The organism is Bradyrhizobium sp. BTAi1 (genome assembly GCF_000015165.1).
Classification (GTDB): domain Bacteria; phylum Pseudomonadota; class Alphaproteobacteria; order Rhizobiales; family Xanthobacteraceae; genus Bradyrhizobium; species Bradyrhizobium denitrificans.
Genome location: NC_009485.1, coordinates 907,443 through 925,632 on the forward strand (window position 1 = coordinate 907,443; position 18,190 = coordinate 925,632).

The following is an 18,190-nucleotide window of genomic DNA, read 5'->3' on the forward strand; positions in this document are numbered from 1 at the left end:
CCCTCGTCAAATAGGGTGTCTTTCGCCGGATGTGCCATTTACGCGCGAGATGCCGCCGATGTCCAACGAAGTTGTTCGCTTCGAGCTTCGCCGCCAGAGCGACGATCTGGTCTACAGCTTTGTTCGCGCCCGCCGTCCGGACGGCAGCAGCGGCTTCAAGCGCGCTGATGGTGACTATTGGATCGTGTGGAAGCCGGACTGGGGCTGGGTCGCGTGGGATGAGCCGTCCCACTCCTGCATGGGCCGCCCCTGGAACGTGCTGCCGGCGCAGCAGGGCCCAGCGCCGCCGGAGGGCGATTGGGTGAGCCGCAAAGGCGCGAAGTCGTACGTCTATAGCCTGGTGCATCTGGACTAAGAGAGGGGCGCGCTGTTCTGCGCCTTGAGATCGTGCGCGCCGGCGCATGCTCTCAGAGAGAGTGGGTGATCGTCAGTTGCATGCTGAATGAAGGGCGGCCGCGCGGCTCGCGGCTTTCTGGTGGCGGCGACCGCATTCGCTGGCGGCGCGACGCAGCTGATGACGTCGGTGTCGGACGCGACCTTCGGATGATCAGCGTCATATTACCTGCAGCTCGGTGGCAATCGTGGCAATCGGTTCCGGGCGTCACGACAATATCACGTTCATGGCGGGCGGCCTCCGGCAGCGCGCGCGGCGGCGTCCAATTTATTAGTTGTGGCTATCGGGTGGCCAGGAACAGAATTCGACCACATGTCGATCCGCAACTAATAGATGGCTGTGATGAGGTCGGGCTACTCAAGGTTCGCTGCGATGGCGACGTCCGCGGTCGTCATCACGCCATGCCCGAGTTTGGCTCATGGTGCAGCAGCGGGTCGCGGCGCCGGTCACGGCGCGCATGCCGCGCCTCCCGCATCAGCATGGTTGCGGCGCGTGTGATCCGACAGGAGGGCGCCGGAGCGCGTGGACCCGCCGCTCGGGCGTGGTCGACGCGGACATCCGACGCGTGCGGCGGCGGCCGCGGCTCTCGTCCGCAACGCCGCCCGGCAGGTGCAGATAGGAGATGGCGGCGCCGCCCCGCGAGAGGCCGGCGCCGTTCGGATGGGATTACACCAGCAGCGGCTGCGCGGTCGTGGCCAGCTGCTGCAGGAGCGGCAGGAAGCGCTCCTTCATTTCGTCGACCGTGATGCGGTCGACATGCCCGCCGATATTGGCGGCGGCGACGATGCCGCCGTCATAGCGGCGGATCGGCACGGAAATCGAGCGGAAGCCGTGCTCGGCCTCGCCATCGACCACGGAATAGCCCTCGCTGCGGACGGCGTCGATCGCTGCGATCAGTGCCTCCTTGTCGGTGGTCGTCTGCGGCGTCATCGCTTTGAGCTCCGTGCGCTCGATCGTCTGGCGCAACTGATCGTCCGGCAAACGGCTCAGTAGCGCTCGGCCGACCGAGGTGCAATGAGCGGGCAGCCGGTAGCCGATCTCGAGCCCCGTGGAGAACATCCGCGTCGCGGTCGCGCGCGCGATGAACACGACCTCGTCGCCGTCGAGAACGGCGAGCGAGCAGACCTCGCGCGCCTCTGCGGCCGTCGCATCCATCAACGGCTGCATCACCGTGTTGATCTGGTTCGATGCGAGATAGCTCGATGCCAGCAGCAGGACGCGTGGTGTCAGCGAGAACAGCCGGTCGTCGCCATGCACCAGCCCCGAGGCCTTGAGCGTCAGCAGGATGCGCCGCACGGTCGCGCGCGCAAGCCCAGTGAGCTCCGCCGCCTTGCTGAGTGTCATTGGACGCCCCTCGCGGCTGAAGGCCTGTATGACCCGCAAACCGCGATCGAGCGCCTCCACGAACTCAGGCCCGTCGCCGCGCGCCTGCTTCTTCTCCTCATCAGTCCGCTTAAGTTTCGGCATCGACCTGACACGATCCGCTGTTGTTGTTTTGGGCCGCAGTGATGCTGCCTGACGTCGGCCCTTGGGCTTCGGTTGTAGCTTTTTCACTTGCGCTTCTCCCCGTTTAAAGCGAATCTAATCTTGGCGAACATATGTTCGTCTAGCGCACAATATTTGATGTTCGCGTGATGCTCAACGCCCGACATGCGACGACACAGGAGGAACGGCCATCATGATGAGCAAGGAGCAGAATGATCTCATCACCCGCATCGGGCCCAGCGCGCCCGCCGGTAAACTGATGAGGATGTACTGGCAGCCGGCCGCTCTGGTGGACGAGCTCACGGGCGATCGGCCGGTTCGCGCCGTCAAGCTGCTCGGCCAGGACTTCGTGCTCTTCAAGGATGAGCAGGGCCGCTACGGACTACTTGACCGCGATTGCCCGCATCGCGGGGCCGATCTCGCTTTTGGCCGGCTGGAGCATGGCGGCCTGCGCTGCGCCTTTCATGGCTGGCTGTTCGATGTCGAGGGGCAATGTCTGGAGACGCCGGCCGAGCCCGCCGGCTCTGCCCTGTGCAAGAACGTCAAGCAGCGCGCATATCCGGTGGTCGAGAAGGGCGGCATCCTGTGGGCCTGGCTCGGCAACGGTGCTGCGCCGGCGTTCCCGGATCTCGACTGCTTCACCGCGCCGGAGGCCTATACGTTCGCCTTCAAGGGCCTGATCGAGTGCAATTGGCTGCAGGCGCTCGAGGTCGGCATCGATCCCGCCCATGCGTCGTTCCTGCATCGCTTCTTCGAGGACGAGGATACATCCACCGCCTATGGCAAGCAGTTCCGCGGCGCCTCCGCCGACAGCGAACTGCCGATGACCAAGGTGTTGCGCGAGTATGATCGCCCCATCCTCAATGTCGAACGCACCGAATATGGCCTGCGCATCATCGCGCTGCGCGAGATCGACGCCGAGCGCACCCATGTGCGTGTGACCAATCAGCTGTTCCCCCATGCCTTCGTGATCCCGATGAGCACGGAGATGACGATCACGCAGTGGCACGTGCCGGTCGATGACGAGACCTGCTACTGGTATGCGATCTTCACCAGTTATGGCGCGCCGGTCGACAAGGCGAAGATGCGGGCGCAGCGGCTGGAGCTCTATGAGCTGCCGGAATACCGCTCGCGCAAGAACAAGAGCAACGACTACGGCTTTGATCCGCGCGAACAGGCGACCGCGACCTATACCGGCATGGGCAACGACATCAACGTGCACGACCAGTGGGCGGTGGAGTCGATGGGCCGGATCCAGGACCGCACCCGCGAGCATCTCGGTCAGTCCGACAAGGCGATCATTCAGTATCGTCGTCTGCTTCGCGAGCAGATCGAGGCTGTCGCGACCGGCGACAAGCCGATGCTGTTTCTCGATGCGGCGGAGGCGCGCAGCGTGCAGGGGCCGGCGACGATGGACGGCATCGGCCCGACCCGCGGTTGGGAGACCTATTGGATGGAGGTCGACGTCCGTCGCCGCCGCAACGCGCCCTGGGCGGCCCCGGTGCCCGCCGATATCATCCGCCTCGCGCCGCATCTGAGCGCCGCGGAGTGAGAGGACGTGTTCGAAAGACGATCAGCCGCATTAGCTGGCGCGCACGGGCCCCGGCCGAACTGCCCTCCGTCTCCCCGTTCTTCACGGGGAGAGGGTCGAGGTGAGGGGCCGCCGCATGGGACGAGCAAGTGGTCGGACCTGTACCCCAAGACCCGGATTGCATCTCCGCTGCGGGCGGCAGGGCGATCGCCTCTGACGACGTGCGGCAATCGTGCCACCAACGCTTGTCGATTAGTTGCTCCGTCATGCCCGGGCTTGTTCCGGGCATCCACGTCGTTCCGAGGGTGCTGGCCGATGTGGATGGCCGGGACAGGCCCGGCCATAACGACGTGGAAACAGACGGGCGCTATACCCGGAGCACCCTATGCGATCGCCCTGCGCCAGCGTGGCGACGCCGGCACCGAGCCTGCCGCACGGCTGCGGACTCGCTCACACGCATCGCCATCGTGATCAGGAGCCATCGTTGAGTTTCGTCCAAAAGCATCAATTGTGGTCGGCCGAGCAGACGGAGGCCGCGCTGCGCATGCGCCGGATCGCCGAGGAGCAGGGGCTCAAGACGATCCGCTTCTCTTTTCCCGACCAGCACGGCATCCTGCGCGGCAAGGCGCTGGCCGTCGATGCCGCGCTGTCCTCGCTTGAGGATGGCTGCTCGATCACGACGACCTTGCTCGCCAAGGACACCTCGCATCGCACGGTGTTTCCGGTGTTCACGGCCGGCGGCGGCTTCGGCATGAGCGAGATGCAGGGCGGCAGCGACGCGCTGATGGTCGCCGATCCCACCACGTTCCGCGTGCTGCCCTGGGCGCCCGGGACAGGATGGGTGCTGTGCGATCTTTACTTCGCCAATGGTGCGCCCGTTCCCTTCGCCACGCGCAATCTCTACCGCTCCGCGTTGGCGGCGCTCGATCAGCGCGGCTATCAGTTCAAGGCCGGGCTCGAGGTCGAGTGCCACATCTTCAAGGTCGAAGATCCGCGTCTTGCACCGGGTGATGCCGGCTCGCCCGGACAGCCCGGCGTGCCGCCAACAGTCAGCCTGCTGACGCAGGGCTATCAGTACCTCACCGAGCAGCGCTTCGATCAGATGCAGCCGGCGCTGGAGACCATCCGGGCCAATCTCACCGCGCTCGGTCTGCCCTTGCGCTCGATCGAGCTTGAATATGGCCCGAGCCAATGCGAGTTCGTGCTGCAGCCCGGCATCGGGATGGAGCCCGCCGATACGATGGTGCTGTTCCGCAGCGCCGTGAAGCAGATCGCGCAGCGCCATGGCTATCACGCCACCTTCATGTGCCGGCCGCGCATCCCCAACGTGATGTCGTCGGGCTGGCATCTGCACCAGTCGCTGGTCGCGCGCGACGGCAGCAACGCCTTTATGACGTCGGAAACGGACGGGCTGTCCGCGCTCGGCCGTCACTACATGGCCGGCCTGCTCGCGCATGCGCGCGCCGCCGCGGTGTTCTCGACCCCGACCATCAACGGCTACCGGCGCTATCGCGCCTATTCGCTGGCGCCGGACCGCGCGATCTGGGGCCGCGACAATCGCGGCGTCATGATCCGCGTGCTCGGCGGACCCGGCGATCGCGCCACGCGGCTGGAGAACCGCATCGGCGAGCCCGCCGCCAATCCCTATCTCTACATGGCCTCGCAAATCGCGGCCGGCCTCGACGGCGTCGACCGCAAGCTCGATCCGGGGCCATCCGCCGACGTGCCCTATGAGACCAAGGCCAGCCTGCTGCCGAAATCGCTGCACGAGGCCGTCGACGCGCTGAAGGCCGACGCCTTCTTCCGCAACGCGTTCGGCGCCACCTTCATCGACTACTACACCTTCATCAAGACCGCCGAGATCGATCGCTTCAACGCCGAAGTGTCCGACTGGGAGCAGCGCGAATATTTCGAGATGTTCTGAGGCTCGAGCGGTCGGAGACAAGCGACGGCCGGCAGAGATAGAATCTCCCGCCCCTCCGTCGTCATGGCCGGGACAAGCCTGGCCACGACGCCGTAACTCACCAGCGGGCTCGGTCGTCGGGATCGCTGACGCTGTGGTATCCGACCGTGTTGCGCAACGGCCGGCTCACACGCTGCGTGTCAGGCCGCCGTCGACGCGGATGTTCTGGCCGGTGATATAGGCTGCGCCATCCGAGGCGAGGAAGGCGATCGTCGCGGCGATCTCCTCGGCCTTGCCGTAGCGGGCCATCGGCACGCTGCTGCGGCGCTCTTCGGTGGCGGGGAGACTGTCGATCCAGCCTGGCAGCACGTTGTTCATCCTGATGTTGTCTGCCGCATAGCTGTCGGCGAAGATCTTGGTGAAGGAGGCCAGCCCCGCGCGAAACACCGCCGAGGTCGGGAACATGGCCGACGGCTCGAAGGTCCAGGCGGTCGAAATGTTGATGATCGCGCCATTCTTCTGCGTCTGCATGATCGGAGTCACCAGACGCGACGGACGGATCACGTTGAGCAGGTAGGTGTCGAGCCCCGTGTGCCACTGCTCGTCGCTCAGCTCCAGGATCGGCGCCCGCGGGCCGTGGCCAGCGCTGTTGACGAGCACGTCGATGCGGCCCCACCGGCGCATCGCGCCGTCGACGAGCCGCTTCAGATCGTCGTTCGACTTGTTCGAGCCGGTGACGCCGAGGCCGCCGAGTTCGGTCGCCAGCGCCTCGCCCTTCCCGGAGGAAGAGAGGATGCCGACCTGAAAGCCGTCCGCGGCCAAGCGGCGGGCTGCTGCCGCACCCATGCCGCTGCCGCCGGCGGTGACCAGCGCGACCCGTTGTTCTGCCATGATGATGAGTCCTGCCGTTGATGATGATCGAGACGATGGTGTAGCGCGTCTGCATCGGGCGCGTCGAGCAGCGGCCGGCGTGAATGGGCGCGAGCGGAGCAGGAGGCGGCGGCTTTCTCAGGTTTCGTTCCCGCGACCGGTCGTCGCGATTTCGTGAGCACGTCCCTGCATATGCGCCACGCTGGCGCAAGTGGGAACCCGATCCCCTCGGGCGGCATATCAAAAGGTGCGCTGCATCGGATGTCCGGCGCGGCCGTGCGCGTCATGCAGAAGGAAAGGCGGAGCTGGGAAGCATGTCAGAAGAGAAGCCGCAGCGGGCGCGCGCGGTCGTCGACCGCGGCGATGCGTCCGATCTGTCGTCGGAGCGCCATGACATCTTCTTTGCCGCGGTCGAGACCACGCGGATGCCGATGATCGTCACCGATCCGCGCCAGAGCGACAATCCGATCCTGTTCGCCAACCGCGCGTTCCTGGAAATGACCGGCTACGAGCTCAACGAGATCGTCGGCACCAATTGCCGTTTCCTGCAGGGGCCCGATACGGACCAGGAGACGATCGCGGCGATCCGCAGCGCGATCGCGAGTCGTCGCGACATTGCGGTCGAGATCCTCAACTACCGCAAGAACGGCGCGGCGTTCTGGAACGCGCTGTTCATCAGCCCGGTCTACAACCGCGCCGGCGAGCTGGTCTACTTCTTCGGCTCGCAGCTCGACGTGTCGCGCCGGCGCGATGCCGAGAGCGCGCTGGTGCAGTCGCAGAAGATGGAGGCGATCGGACAGCTCACCGGCGGCATCGCGCACGACTTCAACAACATCCTGCAGGTCATCATCGGCTATACCGAGACATTGCAGGGCGCCGTAAGCGAGCTTGCGCCGCGGCATCGGCGCGCGGTCGAGAACATCCGCTCCGCCGCCAACCGCGCCGCCACCTTGACGCAGCAGCTGTTGTCGTTCGCGCGCAAGCAGCGGCTCGACAGCCGGCCGATCAACCTCAACAACATGATCGAAACCTTGGTGCAGATGGCGCGGCACACGCTCGGCGAAAGCGTTCGCATTGCGGTCAAGGCGCAGCCAGGCCTGTGGAACAGCCGGATCGACCAGACCCAGGCAGAGGTCGCGCTGCTCAACCTGTTCGTCAATGCGCGCGACGCGATGCCCGATGGCGGCACGCTCACGATCCGCACCGAGAACAAGGAGATCTCCGAGGAGGACGTGGTGCAGTTCGGCGTGCCCAAGGGCGGCCGCTACGTGGCGCTGAAAGTGTCCGATGACGGCGTCGGCATTCCGCCGCACATTCTCGCTCGCGTCGCCGAGCCGTTCTTCACCACCAAGGAAGAGGGCAAGGGCACCGGGCTCGGGCTCGCGATGGTCTATGGCTTCACCCGGCAGTCCGGTGGCAGCACCTATATCTACAGCGAGGTCGGCCTCGGCACGACCGTCCAGCTGTTGTTCCCGGCGACCGAACAGGAGATCGCGGCGCCCGCGATCCGTCCGCAGATGGCGATGGACCGCACCGGCAGCGAGCGTATCCTGATCGTCGAGGACCGCGCCGACGTGGCCGAACTCGCGCGCTCGATCCTGGAGGATTTCGGCTATCGCACGGAGATCGCCGCCAATGCGCCGACCGCCCTCGAGCTGCTGGATTCGGAGATCCGCTTCGATCTGCTGTTCACTGATCTTGTGATGCCCGGCGGCATGAACGGCACCGTGCTGGCGCGCGAGGCGCGCAAGCGCCAGCCCAAGCTGAAGGTGCTGCTCACAACCGGCTATTCCGATGCGGCGGTGGAGCGGGCCGATGCGAACATCGGCGAGTTCGAGATCATCAACAAGCCGTACCGCCGCACCGACCTGGTCCGCCGCGTCAGGCAGCTGCTCGACGGCCCCACCGGCGTGACCTGATGCGCAGCTTGACCGGACCAGTCCGGGCGCGGAAAATTGCCGGCGACAGCGGAGAGCCAGCATGCGCCATGTAACCACGCCAGCGCCGGCCGAAGCCCCAGCCCCACAGGGGCGGGGTCGGCCACGCGAGCCGGGGGTGGTCGCGGCCGGCGTCTACGCCGGCGGTCGCCGCGTCGTTGACATCGCGATTGAGGACGCCGGCGCCTGGAGCAAGCGGCCCGGCCACGTGGTCTGGATCGGGCTGCATGAGCCGGATGCCGCTTTATTGCAGCGGATCGCGCGCCAGTTCGACCTGCATGAGCTGGCGATCGAGGACGCGTCGAAGGCGCATCAGCAGCCCAAGGTCGAGCGCTATGGCGACGCGCTGTTCGTGGTCGCGCGCACCGCGCAGCTGGTGCAGGATCACATCGTGTTCGGCGAGACGCATATCTTCGTCGGCCCGGGCTTCGTCGTGTCGGTGCGCCACGGCGCCTCGACCTCCTATGGCGCGGTGCGCGAGCGGTGCGAGAGCTGCCCGGGCTCGCTTGCCAAGGGCGAGGACTACATCCTCTATGCCATCCTCGATTTCATCGTCGACAATTATCGCCCGGTGACCGAGAGCATCATGGCCGAGGTCGAGACGCTGGAGGAAGTCGTGCTGCAGCGCCCGCTGGCGCGTCACGAGGTCGACCGGCTCTATCGCCTCCGGCGCGACCTGTTGCGGCTGCGCCGCGCCGTCGGTCCCGTGGTCGACGTCTGCAAGCGGCTGGAGCACGCCGACAATGTCGCGATCGATGCCGAGATGGCACCGTTGTTCCGCGACGTGCTCGACCACGCCAAGCGCGCCGAGGAGGATGCGGATTCGCTGCGCGAGATCCTCGCTTTCGTGTTCGAGGCCAGCATGATGGCCGGCCAGGCGCAGCAGACCGACATCGCCCGCCGGCTCGCCGCCTGGGCCGCGATCCTCGCCGTGCCGACCGCGGTGGCCGGCATCTACGGCATGAACTTCGAGCATATGCCGGAGCTGAAATGGCAATATGGCTACTACGCCGTGCTCGGCTTCATCGTCGCGGTGTGCAGTGTGCTGTACTGGCAGTTCAGAAAGCGCGGCTGGCTGTGAAGGGACGCGCATCGAGGGAGCGATGATATCGGTGACGCGAATAGGCAAGCCAAAGCGACGGCGCACCCTCTTCTAAAAGAGAGAGGGTGCAGCGTCCCCGTGGCGAGAGGTGTCGCCACATCGCCGGTCATCCGTCAGCCTCCGCCTGACTGACAGCTACCCCTTCGCGAACTGCCGGTAGTCCGGCTCCCGGTGAAACCAGAATTCATAACCGCTCACGTTCTTCTGCATCGCGACGTCGTGGATCGGCTGGTTGAGCGGCACGACCGGCACCTCGCGCATGCACAGCGTGATGAACGCCTTCAAGGTCGCCTCATATTCCGCGGCGTCATTGGTGAAGCGCGCCGTCTCGATCAGCGCGTCCATGTCCTTGCTCTGATAGGACGAGATGTTGAAGATCGAATTACGGCCATGGAAATTCCAATAGAAATAGTATTCGGGATAATCGAGCCAGCCGCTGAAGCGATTGAGCGCCATCGGCAGCTCCTTCTTGTTCAGCGTCGTGCGCCAGTTGGCGCCGGGGATCTTGTCGATTGCGGCCTTGATGCCGATCTTGGCGAGGTTCTCCTGGATCAGGATCGCCGTGGGTTCGCCGACCGTGGCGGTGCCGGCGTCGAGCGACAGTGTCGTCTCCAGTCCTGCTTCGAAGCCGGCCTCCTTCATCAGCGCCTTGGCCTTGTCGAGATCGGTCACATAGGGGAAGGGCTGCGGCCACACCGGCCTGCTCACCTCGCTCGCGCCGCCATACATCGGCACTGCGCGGCCGAAGAATGCGCTCGACTGGATCTGCTCATAAGGCATCGCCCAGGCGATCGCCTGGCGCAGCTTGACATTGTCGAATGGCGGCTTGGCGGTGTTGAGCGCGACGTACCACAGCGCGTTGGGGATCGGCACGCCCGTCACCTTGACCTTGCCCTCCTTGATCAGCTGGTCGAAATCGCGCGGCGCGAAGCCGCTGGAGAGATCGGCGTCGCCGCGCTCGAGCATGGCGCGGCGGGTGCCGGCGGAGGGGATGTCGCGCGCGATCACGCGCTTGATCTTCGGCAGCGGCCCGCATGTCCAATTGTCGAAGCGGCTCAGCACGGTCTCGGTGCCGGGCTTCCAGCTCTCGACCTTGTAGGCGCCGCTGCCGGCCTCGTTGGCCTTCAGCCAGGCCAGCGCCCAGGGGTCTTCCGCCGTGGCGTTCTTCTTCGCAAGCTCCGAATTGATGATGAAGGGCACGACGACCGCGACGTTGAACAGCAGCATCTTGTCCTTGCGGATGTAGTCGATGCGGAAGGTGTGATCGTCGACCACGACGAACTGCTCCGGCTTCTCCAGCGATCCCGCCGACATCTGGAACGTCGGGAAGCCGCCGACCGAGACGGCGCGGTCGAACGACCATTTGACGTCCCTCGCCGTGACCGGGGTGCCGTCATGGAAGGTCGCGGCCTTGCGCAGCTTGAAGGTGCAGGACAGGCCGTCGGGGGCGACCTCCCAGCTCTCGGCGAGCTCCGGCGCCAGCACGGCGCGGTCGTAAGAGGTGGTGCCATCGGGCAGGGTCTTGGCCGCGTAGCTGAGCAGCCGGTCGTAGCAGTTCCAGGCGAGCCCGTTGACGGTCTGGTTCGCGCCGACGCCCTGCATGTCCAGCGAATTGGGACCGAGCTCCTGCACCACCAGCAGCGTCTCGGCGCGTCCCTGCGCCCAGCCCGCGCGCGGCGCCCATGCGCTCAGTCCGGCAGCCCCCAATCCGCCGAGGACGATCCGGCGTGACAGATGAGTTTTCGAGCTGCTCATGGGACCCCCTGCGGCGTGATCGCGTGCCGTCGAAGAGGCAAACCACGTGCCATCGCGCGCGGTCACGCCGCGGCAGATCGTCCCTGATGCAGGGACCACCAGGTCGCGATGGCATCCGTCAGTTCGTCCCAGAGCGCGCCGGGCAGATCGGGCACGGCGACGCGCACGCTGTAGCGATCGGTGGTGGCGTCGTGAAACCATTCGGTCGCGGCGAAATCGAAGCCGAAGCTGCCGGCGTGACGGATCGGCAGGCCGGCGCGGCGCAGATCCTCGCTCATGGCCGCTGCCGCGCGCCGCGCGCTGGCCTCGTCGAGCGGCGCGTCACTGTCGAGGGTCACGTAGAGCCCGTGCGCGAAATCGAGCTCCGCGGTGAGGCCGCGCAGCGTCCGCGCGAATTGGCGCCGCGCGCGGCGGCTGTTGCGCAGGATGGCGGCGACTCGTCTATTGGTCAGATCCCGGTAGGGCGCCATGCCGACATAGGGCGGAAAATGCGCCGGCAGCGCCGCGCCGCCGAGCAGCCTGACGGCGTTGCGCGTTTCTCCGGTCAGTGCCTGAAGCGCGACGCGACCGGGCGCGATGGTCGTCCAATCGACAAACACCACCGAGCCCAGCCGGCCATATTCCGCGCCGAGCGAATCCAGCTTGGTGTGGCTGCGCAGCATCGCGACCGGCACGTTGCAGCGCCGCGCCCAGGCGAGCACGCGGCGGATGCGTCCCGAACCATTGGCAAAGCAGGTGGTGTCGAAGATCAGGAGATCGATCGCCGGGCGTGCGCAGCGAAGCACGGCCTCGAAGCGCGCCGCCGTCGCGCTGGAATCGAGCAGCAGCAGCCGCGGCGCGGACGATCGCCGCGCCAAAGTGTCGGCGAGGTCGTCTGGGAGCGTCGCCGAGCGCAGATGCCGCGCATGCGCGTCGATCAGCTCCTGGGTCTCTCCATAGGAGCCCGGCAGCATCATCAGGTCGGCCTCGCCGAGCACCGGCCGCGTCGCCAGCAGCAGCGCCGCGATCGCCGCCATGCCGGAAATCGTGTAGATGGTGGATTCCGAGCTCTGTTGTTGCGCATAGAATGACGGGCCGCGCACGTCGAGATCGGCGCGCTGATAGTCATAGCTGAACGCGAACGGGCCGGTGTGGTGATCATCCGTATCGGCCCAGGCCGTCTCGGTTGCGCTCCAGTCGGTCAGCACATGTTCGGCCTTCAGCGCCGCGGCAAGCTGAAACTTGTGCCGGACAACCTCGCTGACCGAGCGCGGCGCCGGCACGGCATGGGGACGGCGCAGGCAGGCGTTCAAGAGCTGCAGCTCCTGATGCTTGCGGGTGAGGTAGGCGTCGATCGTCTCCATCGGACTCTTCATCGTGCGGCCGGAATGCAACGCGCGGGCCTTGGATTGGCTCCAAAGAGACGCGGCGGCCATGCGCGAATTGCGCTAGGGTGCGCGCTCACAGGGAGGACGCGATGACCAGGGAACTCGAAGGCAAGGTGGCCGCCGTCACCGGGGCCGCATCAGGCATCGGCCTCGCCAGCAGCGAGGCGATGCTGGCCGCCGGTGCCCGCGTCGTGATGATCGACCGCGATGCGTCGGCGCTGGCTCGCCTGCGGGAGCGGCATGGCGAAGCCGTGATCCCCGTGGTGATCGACCTGCTCGATTCCACCGATTGCGCCACGCTGCTGCCGCGCATCCTCGATGCCGCCGGCCGGCTCGACATCCTGCATGCCAATGCCGGCAGCTACATTGGCGGCGATCTGGTCGATGCCAGGACGGATGCGATCGACCGCATGCTGAACCTCAACGTCAATGTCGTCATGAAAAACGTGCGTGACGCGCTGCCGCACATGATCGACCGCGGCTCCGGCGACATCATCGTCACCAGCTCGCTGGCGGCGCATTACCCGACGCCGTGGGAGCCGGTCTATGCCTCCTCGAAATGGGCGATCGACTGCTTCGTGCAGACCGTGCGCCGCCAGGTCTTCAAGCACGGCATCCGCGTCGGCGCGATCTCGCCCGGCCCGGTGGTGACCGCATTGATCGCCGATTGGCCGGCCGAGAAGCTCAAGGAGGCGCGGGAGTCCGGCAGCCTGCTGGAGCCCGCCGAAGTCGCCAACGTCATCATGTTCATGCTGACCCGTCCGCGCGGCATGACCATCCGCGACGTCGTGATGCTGCCGACCAATTTCGACCTGTAGGGCGATTCGGGCCAGCCCCAGGCACGGGCTTCGCCCGGAAACCCCGTGGAAATACGGAGGTTAAATTAAGCATAAACTTAAGCGATCGGCCCGTAGCGTCGCCGGATCGAAACCGGGATTCAACGATGAAAATCGGCCGTCTGTTCGCAATATCCATGCTGTCGGTGACCGCGCTGGCCATTCTGCCCGCCGCGCAAGTGGTCATCGAGCAGGTCAGGGCCGTCAACGACAAGGCTGAAGCCATCAAGACCGTCGAGGCCTTCGGCGCCGTGCTGCTGTTCGCGCAGGACGTCGTCGGCCATCGCGCCCCCTACATCACGCCGATCTTCCAGGAGGGTCCTGCCTCCCCCGCGCAGCTCGAGGGCGTGCGCAAGATCAGGCAGTCGGCGGACGCCTCTTTCGCCAAGGCCCGCGCGCAGCTCGCCAACGTGTCTGACAGCGAGGAGATCATGCGCAGCCTGGAGCAGGCCTCATCCAAGCTGTCCGAGATCCTGTCCAAGGTGGACCCCGCGTTGAACGTGCCGCTCAACGCGCGCGACCAGGCCGTGATCAAGGGATTTCTCCCCGGTGTCACCCAGGTGGCCCTCGCCATCGAGCCGATCCTCAACCGCCTGCAGAACCACATCGCCAATGCCGACGCGTCGTTGACCACGCTGCTCGACGTGGCCCGCACCGCGCAGGATCTGCGTGTCACCGCCGGAGGCCGCGCCGCGGCTCTGTCGCCCGCGCTCAGCGCGCGGCGGGCTGTGACCCCGGCCGAGAAGGCGGCAATGGACCGCGCTCAGGGCCGCACCGAGGTCGATCGCGAGCGTCTCGAGGCCGGCATCGACCAGCTCGGCAATCCGGAGCGCCTGCTTGCCGCCTTCAAGGACGCGCGCGAATCCTATTTTGGACGCGCCATCCCGATCGTCGACAAGGACATCGCGGCCGGTCTCGGCGACCTCAATTATTCTCTCAATGCGGATCAGCTGGCTGAGACCGTGGTCCCGGCCGTGCAGAAATTCTTCATCGTGCGCGACGCCGCGATCGCCGAGGCGCGCGACCGGGCGGTCGCCGCGCGCGACACGGCCTATATGATGCTCGCGCTGGCGACGATCGTGGTCGTGACGCTGCTCGGCATTCTCGTGCTCGTTACCACTCTGCTGCGCCGCCGAGTCATCAATCCGATCGTGAGCCTCACCGGGCTGATCGGCCAGATGGCCGCCGGAAACGACGATGTCGTCGTGCCGACCAGCGATCGCGACGACGAGATCGCCGCGATGGCCGGTTCGCTGCAGACCTTCAAGGAGGCCCTGCTCGAGAAGAAGCGCGCGGAGCAGGCGGCTGCCGCCGAAGCCCAGGCGAAGATCGAGCGCGGCCAGCGGGTCGAGCGCTTCACGCGCGAGTTCGAGATGGCGATCGGCGAGGTCGTCGGCGTCGTGTCATCGGCGTCGGCCGACCTGGAGCGCTCAGCTGCCTCGCTGACGACCACGGCCGGCCGGTCATTGGAGCTCGCAACGGTGGTGACCGCGGCCTCCGAGGAGGCCTCGACCAACGTGCATTCGGTCGCCGCAGCTGCCGAGGAGATGAGCTCCTCGGTCAACGAGATCAGCCGCCAGGTGCAGGATTCCGCGCGCATCGCCAGCGAGGCGCTGGCGCAGGCGCGCAAGACCAATGACAATGTCGCGGAGCTCGCCAAGGCCGCCGCGCGGATCGGCGACGTCGTCGAACTGATCAATGCGATCGCCGGACAGACCAACCTGCTCGCGCTCAATGCCACGATCGAGGCCGCCCGCGCCGGCGAGGCCGGCCGTGGTTTTGCGGTCGTCGCCTCCGAGGTCAAGGCGCTGGCCGAGCAGACCGCGAAGGCGACCGGCGAGATCGGCCAGCAGATCGGCGGCATCCAGAGCGCGACCCAGGAATCGGTCGGCTCGATCAAGGAGATCGGCGAGACCATCGCCCGGATGTCGGAGATCGCGTCCGCCATCGCCTCCGCGGTCGAGGAGCAGAGCTCGGCGACCCGCGAGATCTCGCGCAACGTCCAGCAGGCGGCCCATGGCACCCAGCAGGTGTCGGCGAACATCGCCGATGTCCGCCAGGGCGCCGATGCCACCGGCTCCGCCTCGTCCCAGGTGCTGTCCGCCGCCAAGTCGCTGTCCGGTCAGAGCTGCCGCCTCCGCGACGAGGTCAGCCGCTTCCTGGATTCGGTGCGGGCGGCTTGACGCGAGCTTGATACGTCATCCGGCCGCGCAGGCGGGACAAGCCCGGCCATGACGATCTGGACACGCCGGGCATCATTTGCGTTCGCCCCGCCGTTTGATACGCAACGAGCTTCGCTTACTCCGGGACCGGCACGTCGAAGGTGTTGAGCGTGACCGACACCATGCAATACAGGCCGACCAGATAGGACAGCTCGGCGGCGCCATGGGTGCCGAACTGTTCGACCGCGGCCTTGTAGGTCAGCTCCGGTAGCACGCCGCCATTGACCAGGGCAGAGGCGAAGTCGTAGGCGACGGCCTCGGGCCTCGTGAGATCGGCCGGCCGCTGGCCGGCGACGATGGTCGCGAGCTTGTCGTCGGACAGGCCGCGCTGCTCGGCCACCAGCACATGCGCGTAGAGCTCATAGGCGGAGCGGAAATGCGCGCCGGTCACCAGGATCGCGACCTCGCGCACCGTCGCCGGCAGCGACGGCTTGTCCACCATCGTCTTCACCAGCTCCCACACCGCCTTGCCGAATTTCGGCTCGCGCAGCCACGGGTTCCATGGGCCCAGCAGCGCGCCGTCGTCGCGGATGTTGACGAAGCCCTTGAAGCTCGCCTGAATGCCCTGCTTCATATCGGCATAGAGCGGCTTCTGCTCGTCGCTCAACGCGTCCGGGCTGAGAATGGGAAGGCGCATGAATATCTCCTGTTGCGATGCCCTATGCTACTTCAGCGGCACAGCGGAGCAAGTGACGTTCGGGTGACGATCCGGCATCATGGCAGCAGAGCTGATGAACATGTAGGCATAGCGGGCTGCAGGCGGATCGCTGGAGATGTCTCGGAATCGACGAGAAGCGAATCGACCAGAAGATCGAGAATTTTCATGGGACGCCGCATTCAGATGTGACGACATGGCCTGCGCAAGAGATCGCGCCATCCCCTCGCATTGAGCGGACAACGTAAGTGCCTGCCTGCTATCGACGTCGCTGCAACGAACTTTGATTTGTGAGACGGTGAGGCAAGAAGGAATGCTGAAGCTCGATCATCTCACGGTCATCGCGCCGAGCCTCGCCGAGGGCGTTGCGCATGTTCGCTATTGCCTCGGTCTCAATGTTCCGTTCGGGCGGCGCCATGACTATATGGGGACTCACAATCACCTGCTTCAGCTCGGCGACGGGGTCTATTTGGAAATCGTGGCCGTCGATCCCGAGGCGGCCATGCCGCGGCGCTCGCGCTGGTTTGGTCTGGATGATCAGAAGAGGGTGCGTGAGGATTGGAACGACGGGCGCCGCCTGCGCGGCTGGGTCGCGCGGACGGATTTAATTGATGTGGTCATGGTCGGACATCCAGATGTGTTCGGCGCAAAGGTGGCGCTGCCGGACGCCGACCCGTCATTCGATTTCACCATTCCCGAGGATGGCTCGTTACCGCACGATGGTGCAGTCCCCTCCATCATCGACAGGCGCGGCAAGCCACGTGCAATGGCGGGCATCGCGGATCTCGGCGCGCGATTGAGGTCTTTCACGCTCGAATATCCGGACCCAACGGCGCTGCAAGCCATCTATCGTGCGCTTCCGGTGGATCGTCCGCCTGAGATCAGGCCCGGCCCGCAATTGCGCTATCGTGCGCAGATTGAAACACCGGCCGGCCTGAAGGAGCTGACGTGAGCTGCAGGGATGTGCCGTGCCGCCGGACGACGTCGCCGCCCAATGGTTTTTGGCTGCGCCTTGAGACTGCAAGAGCCAGCTCGGAAACGACCCATGGGCGCCTCTGAATTTTTCAACGCGATTCCGATGGTGAATCATCTTTCGACAATCGCTGCGATCGGATGCGTGTTCCCGACGTATTTTCTTGACCTGCACCCGCTGGCTTATCGATGGACCTTGTTCGTCGGGATCGTCATCGGACTCTCAACGTGGATTGTAACGATCATGGGGACCGTGATGGACGGATCATCGCAGTATCTTTGGGCCATCTACTTTGTCCTCGTGTTCTCGCCTCTTAACATTGTGTTGATCGCAATTCTAGCCAACATCAGGCGGATAGCTCGGGTCGGTTTGTGCAGCACGGTGGTTTTGGCGTGCGTCGTGATTGACTGGGCAGGAATTTCTCTCCTTGTCCTGGCTGTTGAGTGAGCAATACGGACGAGCGCAAGCGCGTCTCGTGCCGCTCGGAGAACTGATAGTTCGGCAGAAGGTGATCGATCAGGAGCATTTGTCAGTCTCGCAACTCGGATGGTGTGGGCGGCTGCCTGTCGAGTAACACGCTATCGCGCCGCTCAGCTGCCGGCTCAATCCTCCCTTGGCTCCGTAGTCCCGCATACCCGCCATGCCCAAACTGCCCGTCGTGCCAGTTTGTCGCACAGTTTCGGCTTGCCCCGTCGGGCAAATCGCGTCCAGATTTTCCGGCGTCCCGCGCTCATCGAAGAGGGGCGCTTCGCGAGTCGTCACGAGCGTTGGGTGTGGGATGCGATGGCCGGTGTGTCGCCAAGGCGCGTCAGCGCGAGACGGCTGGTGACATGCCGGACGACGAAGTCGCGTGGTCCTGGCCTCCCGATGCTGAGGTCAAGCTCGCTGATGTGCTCGGCGCATCGCGGGCGATGGGGGCAAACAAGCCCGGTCCCCAGGGAGAGCGCGTATAAATCGTAAGCCCATCGCGCAGGGAGGGCCGGGATGCCCCAGCCGAACCTGTGGTGACTGCCGCCTGCATTCTTTTTCTGCAGGCGGGCCATGGGAGCGGCAGGCTCCCGGCCTTCCCTGCGCCCTTGATGTTCAAAGAGGGCGGTCCTGCAGCAAAGCTCGGACGCCATGCGCGCCGCGAGGAGGCGATGTCACGCGTTCGACATCCT

Annotated in this window: 14 protein-coding genes; 9 read left to right on the plus strand and 5 right to left on the minus strand. The window is 65.7% G+C overall.

The window, feature by feature from the left end; translation table 11 throughout:
- Window positions 1-58 precede the first annotated feature (58 nt).
- On the plus strand, window positions 59-355 hold the full coding sequence (locus BBTA_RS04120; RefSeq protein WP_012041186.1) for a hypothetical protein: 297 nt from the start codon (window positions 59-61) through the stop codon (window positions 353-355).
- Between the two features lie 705 nt (window positions 356-1,060).
- Here BBTA_RS04120 and BBTA_RS04125 read toward each other — a convergent pair.
- Window positions 1,061-1,861 (minus strand): IclR family transcriptional regulator C-terminal domain-containing protein, encoded by an 801-nt coding sequence (locus BBTA_RS04125; protein WP_041750313.1) that lies wholly within the window; start codon window positions 1,859-1,861, stop codon window positions 1,061-1,063.
- Between the two features lie 211 nt (window positions 1,862-2,072).
- Here BBTA_RS04125 and BBTA_RS04130 point away from each other — a divergent pair, with 211 nt between their 5' ends.
- Together BBTA_RS04130 and BBTA_RS04135 are read left to right on the plus strand one after the other, a co-directional pair.
- Entirely contained in the window at window positions 2,073-3,431 is a 1,359-nt protein-coding gene (locus BBTA_RS04130) for an aromatic ring-hydroxylating dioxygenase subunit alpha (protein WP_012041188.1), read from the plus strand.
- A 463-nt stretch (window positions 3,432-3,894) separates the two neighbouring features.
- Window positions 3,895-5,334: a glutamine synthetase family protein gene (locus BBTA_RS04135; protein ID WP_012041189.1), complete on the plus strand. Its 1,440-nt coding sequence runs from the start codon at window positions 3,895-3,897 to the stop codon at window positions 5,332-5,334.
- 165 nt (window positions 5,335-5,499) lie between these two features.
- Here the strand turns inward: BBTA_RS04135 and BBTA_RS04140 are convergent, their stop codons facing one another.
- The gene (locus BBTA_RS04140) at window positions 5,500-6,204 is read right to left on the minus strand and encodes an SDR family oxidoreductase (protein ID WP_012041190.1); all 705 of its coding nucleotides are present in this window, start codon (window positions 6,202-6,204) and stop codon (window positions 5,500-5,502) included.
- Between the two features lie 293 nt (window positions 6,205-6,497).
- Here BBTA_RS04140 and BBTA_RS04145 point away from each other — a divergent pair, with 293 nt between their 5' ends.
- Both BBTA_RS04145 and BBTA_RS04150 read left to right on the plus strand, forming a co-directional pair.
- Window positions 6,498-8,102, plus strand: coding sequence for a hybrid sensor histidine kinase/response regulator (locus BBTA_RS04145; RefSeq protein ID WP_012041191.1), 1,605 nt, complete (start codon window positions 6,498-6,500; stop codon window positions 8,100-8,102).
- A gap of 61 nt (window positions 8,103-8,163) precedes the next feature.
- Window positions 8,164-9,201 carry a magnesium and cobalt transport protein CorA gene (locus BBTA_RS04150; protein WP_012041192.1) on the plus strand — a complete coding sequence of 346 codons (1,038 nt, stop codon included), beginning with the start codon at window positions 8,164-8,166 and terminating at the stop codon, window positions 9,199-9,201.
- A gap of 156 nt (window positions 9,202-9,357) precedes the next feature.
- Here the strand turns inward: BBTA_RS04150 and BBTA_RS04155 are convergent, their stop codons facing one another.
- Both BBTA_RS04155 and BBTA_RS04160 read right to left on the minus strand, forming a co-directional pair.
- On the minus strand, window positions 9,358-10,977 hold the full coding sequence (locus tag BBTA_RS04155) for an ABC transporter substrate-binding protein (protein WP_012041193.1): 1,620 nt from the start codon (window positions 10,975-10,977) through the stop codon (window positions 9,358-9,360).
- A gap of 62 nt (window positions 10,978-11,039) precedes the next feature.
- Window positions 11,040-12,320, minus strand: a complete 1,281-nt coding sequence (locus BBTA_RS04160; RefSeq protein ID WP_041750314.1) for a hypothetical protein — start codon at window positions 12,318-12,320, stop codon at window positions 11,040-11,042.
- A gap of 113 nt (window positions 12,321-12,433) precedes the next feature.
- On the opposite strand from BBTA_RS04160, the gene BBTA_RS04165 reads away from it, so the two are divergent.
- Together BBTA_RS04165 and BBTA_RS04170 are read left to right on the plus strand one after the other, a co-directional pair.
- On the plus strand, window positions 12,434-13,162 hold the full coding sequence (locus tag BBTA_RS04165; RefSeq protein ID WP_012041195.1) for an SDR family oxidoreductase: 729 nt from the start codon (window positions 12,434-12,436) through the stop codon (window positions 13,160-13,162).
- Between the two features lie 125 nt (window positions 13,163-13,287).
- Entirely contained in the window at window positions 13,288-15,363 is a 2,076-nt protein-coding gene (locus BBTA_RS04170; RefSeq protein ID WP_012041196.1) for a methyl-accepting chemotaxis protein, read from the plus strand.
- Between the two features lie 115 nt (window positions 15,364-15,478).
- Here BBTA_RS04170 and BBTA_RS04175 read toward each other — a convergent pair whose 3' ends face one another.
- Window positions 15,479-16,039, minus strand: a complete 561-nt coding sequence (locus tag BBTA_RS04175) for a carboxymuconolactone decarboxylase family protein (protein ID WP_012041197.1) — start codon at window positions 16,037-16,039, stop codon at window positions 15,479-15,481.
- 331 nt (window positions 16,040-16,370) lie between these two features.
- On the opposite strand from BBTA_RS04175, the gene BBTA_RS04180 reads away from it, so the two are divergent.
- On the plus strand, window positions 16,371-17,009 hold the full coding sequence (locus BBTA_RS04180) for a VOC family protein (RefSeq protein WP_041750315.1): 639 nt from the start codon (window positions 16,371-16,373) through the stop codon (window positions 17,007-17,009).
- Between the two features lie 93 nt (window positions 17,010-17,102).
- Window positions 17,103-17,477: a hypothetical protein gene (locus tag BBTA_RS04185; RefSeq protein ID WP_041750316.1), complete on the plus strand. Its 375-nt coding sequence runs from the start codon at window positions 17,103-17,105 to the stop codon at window positions 17,475-17,477.
- Window positions 17,478-18,190 lie beyond the last annotated feature (713 nt).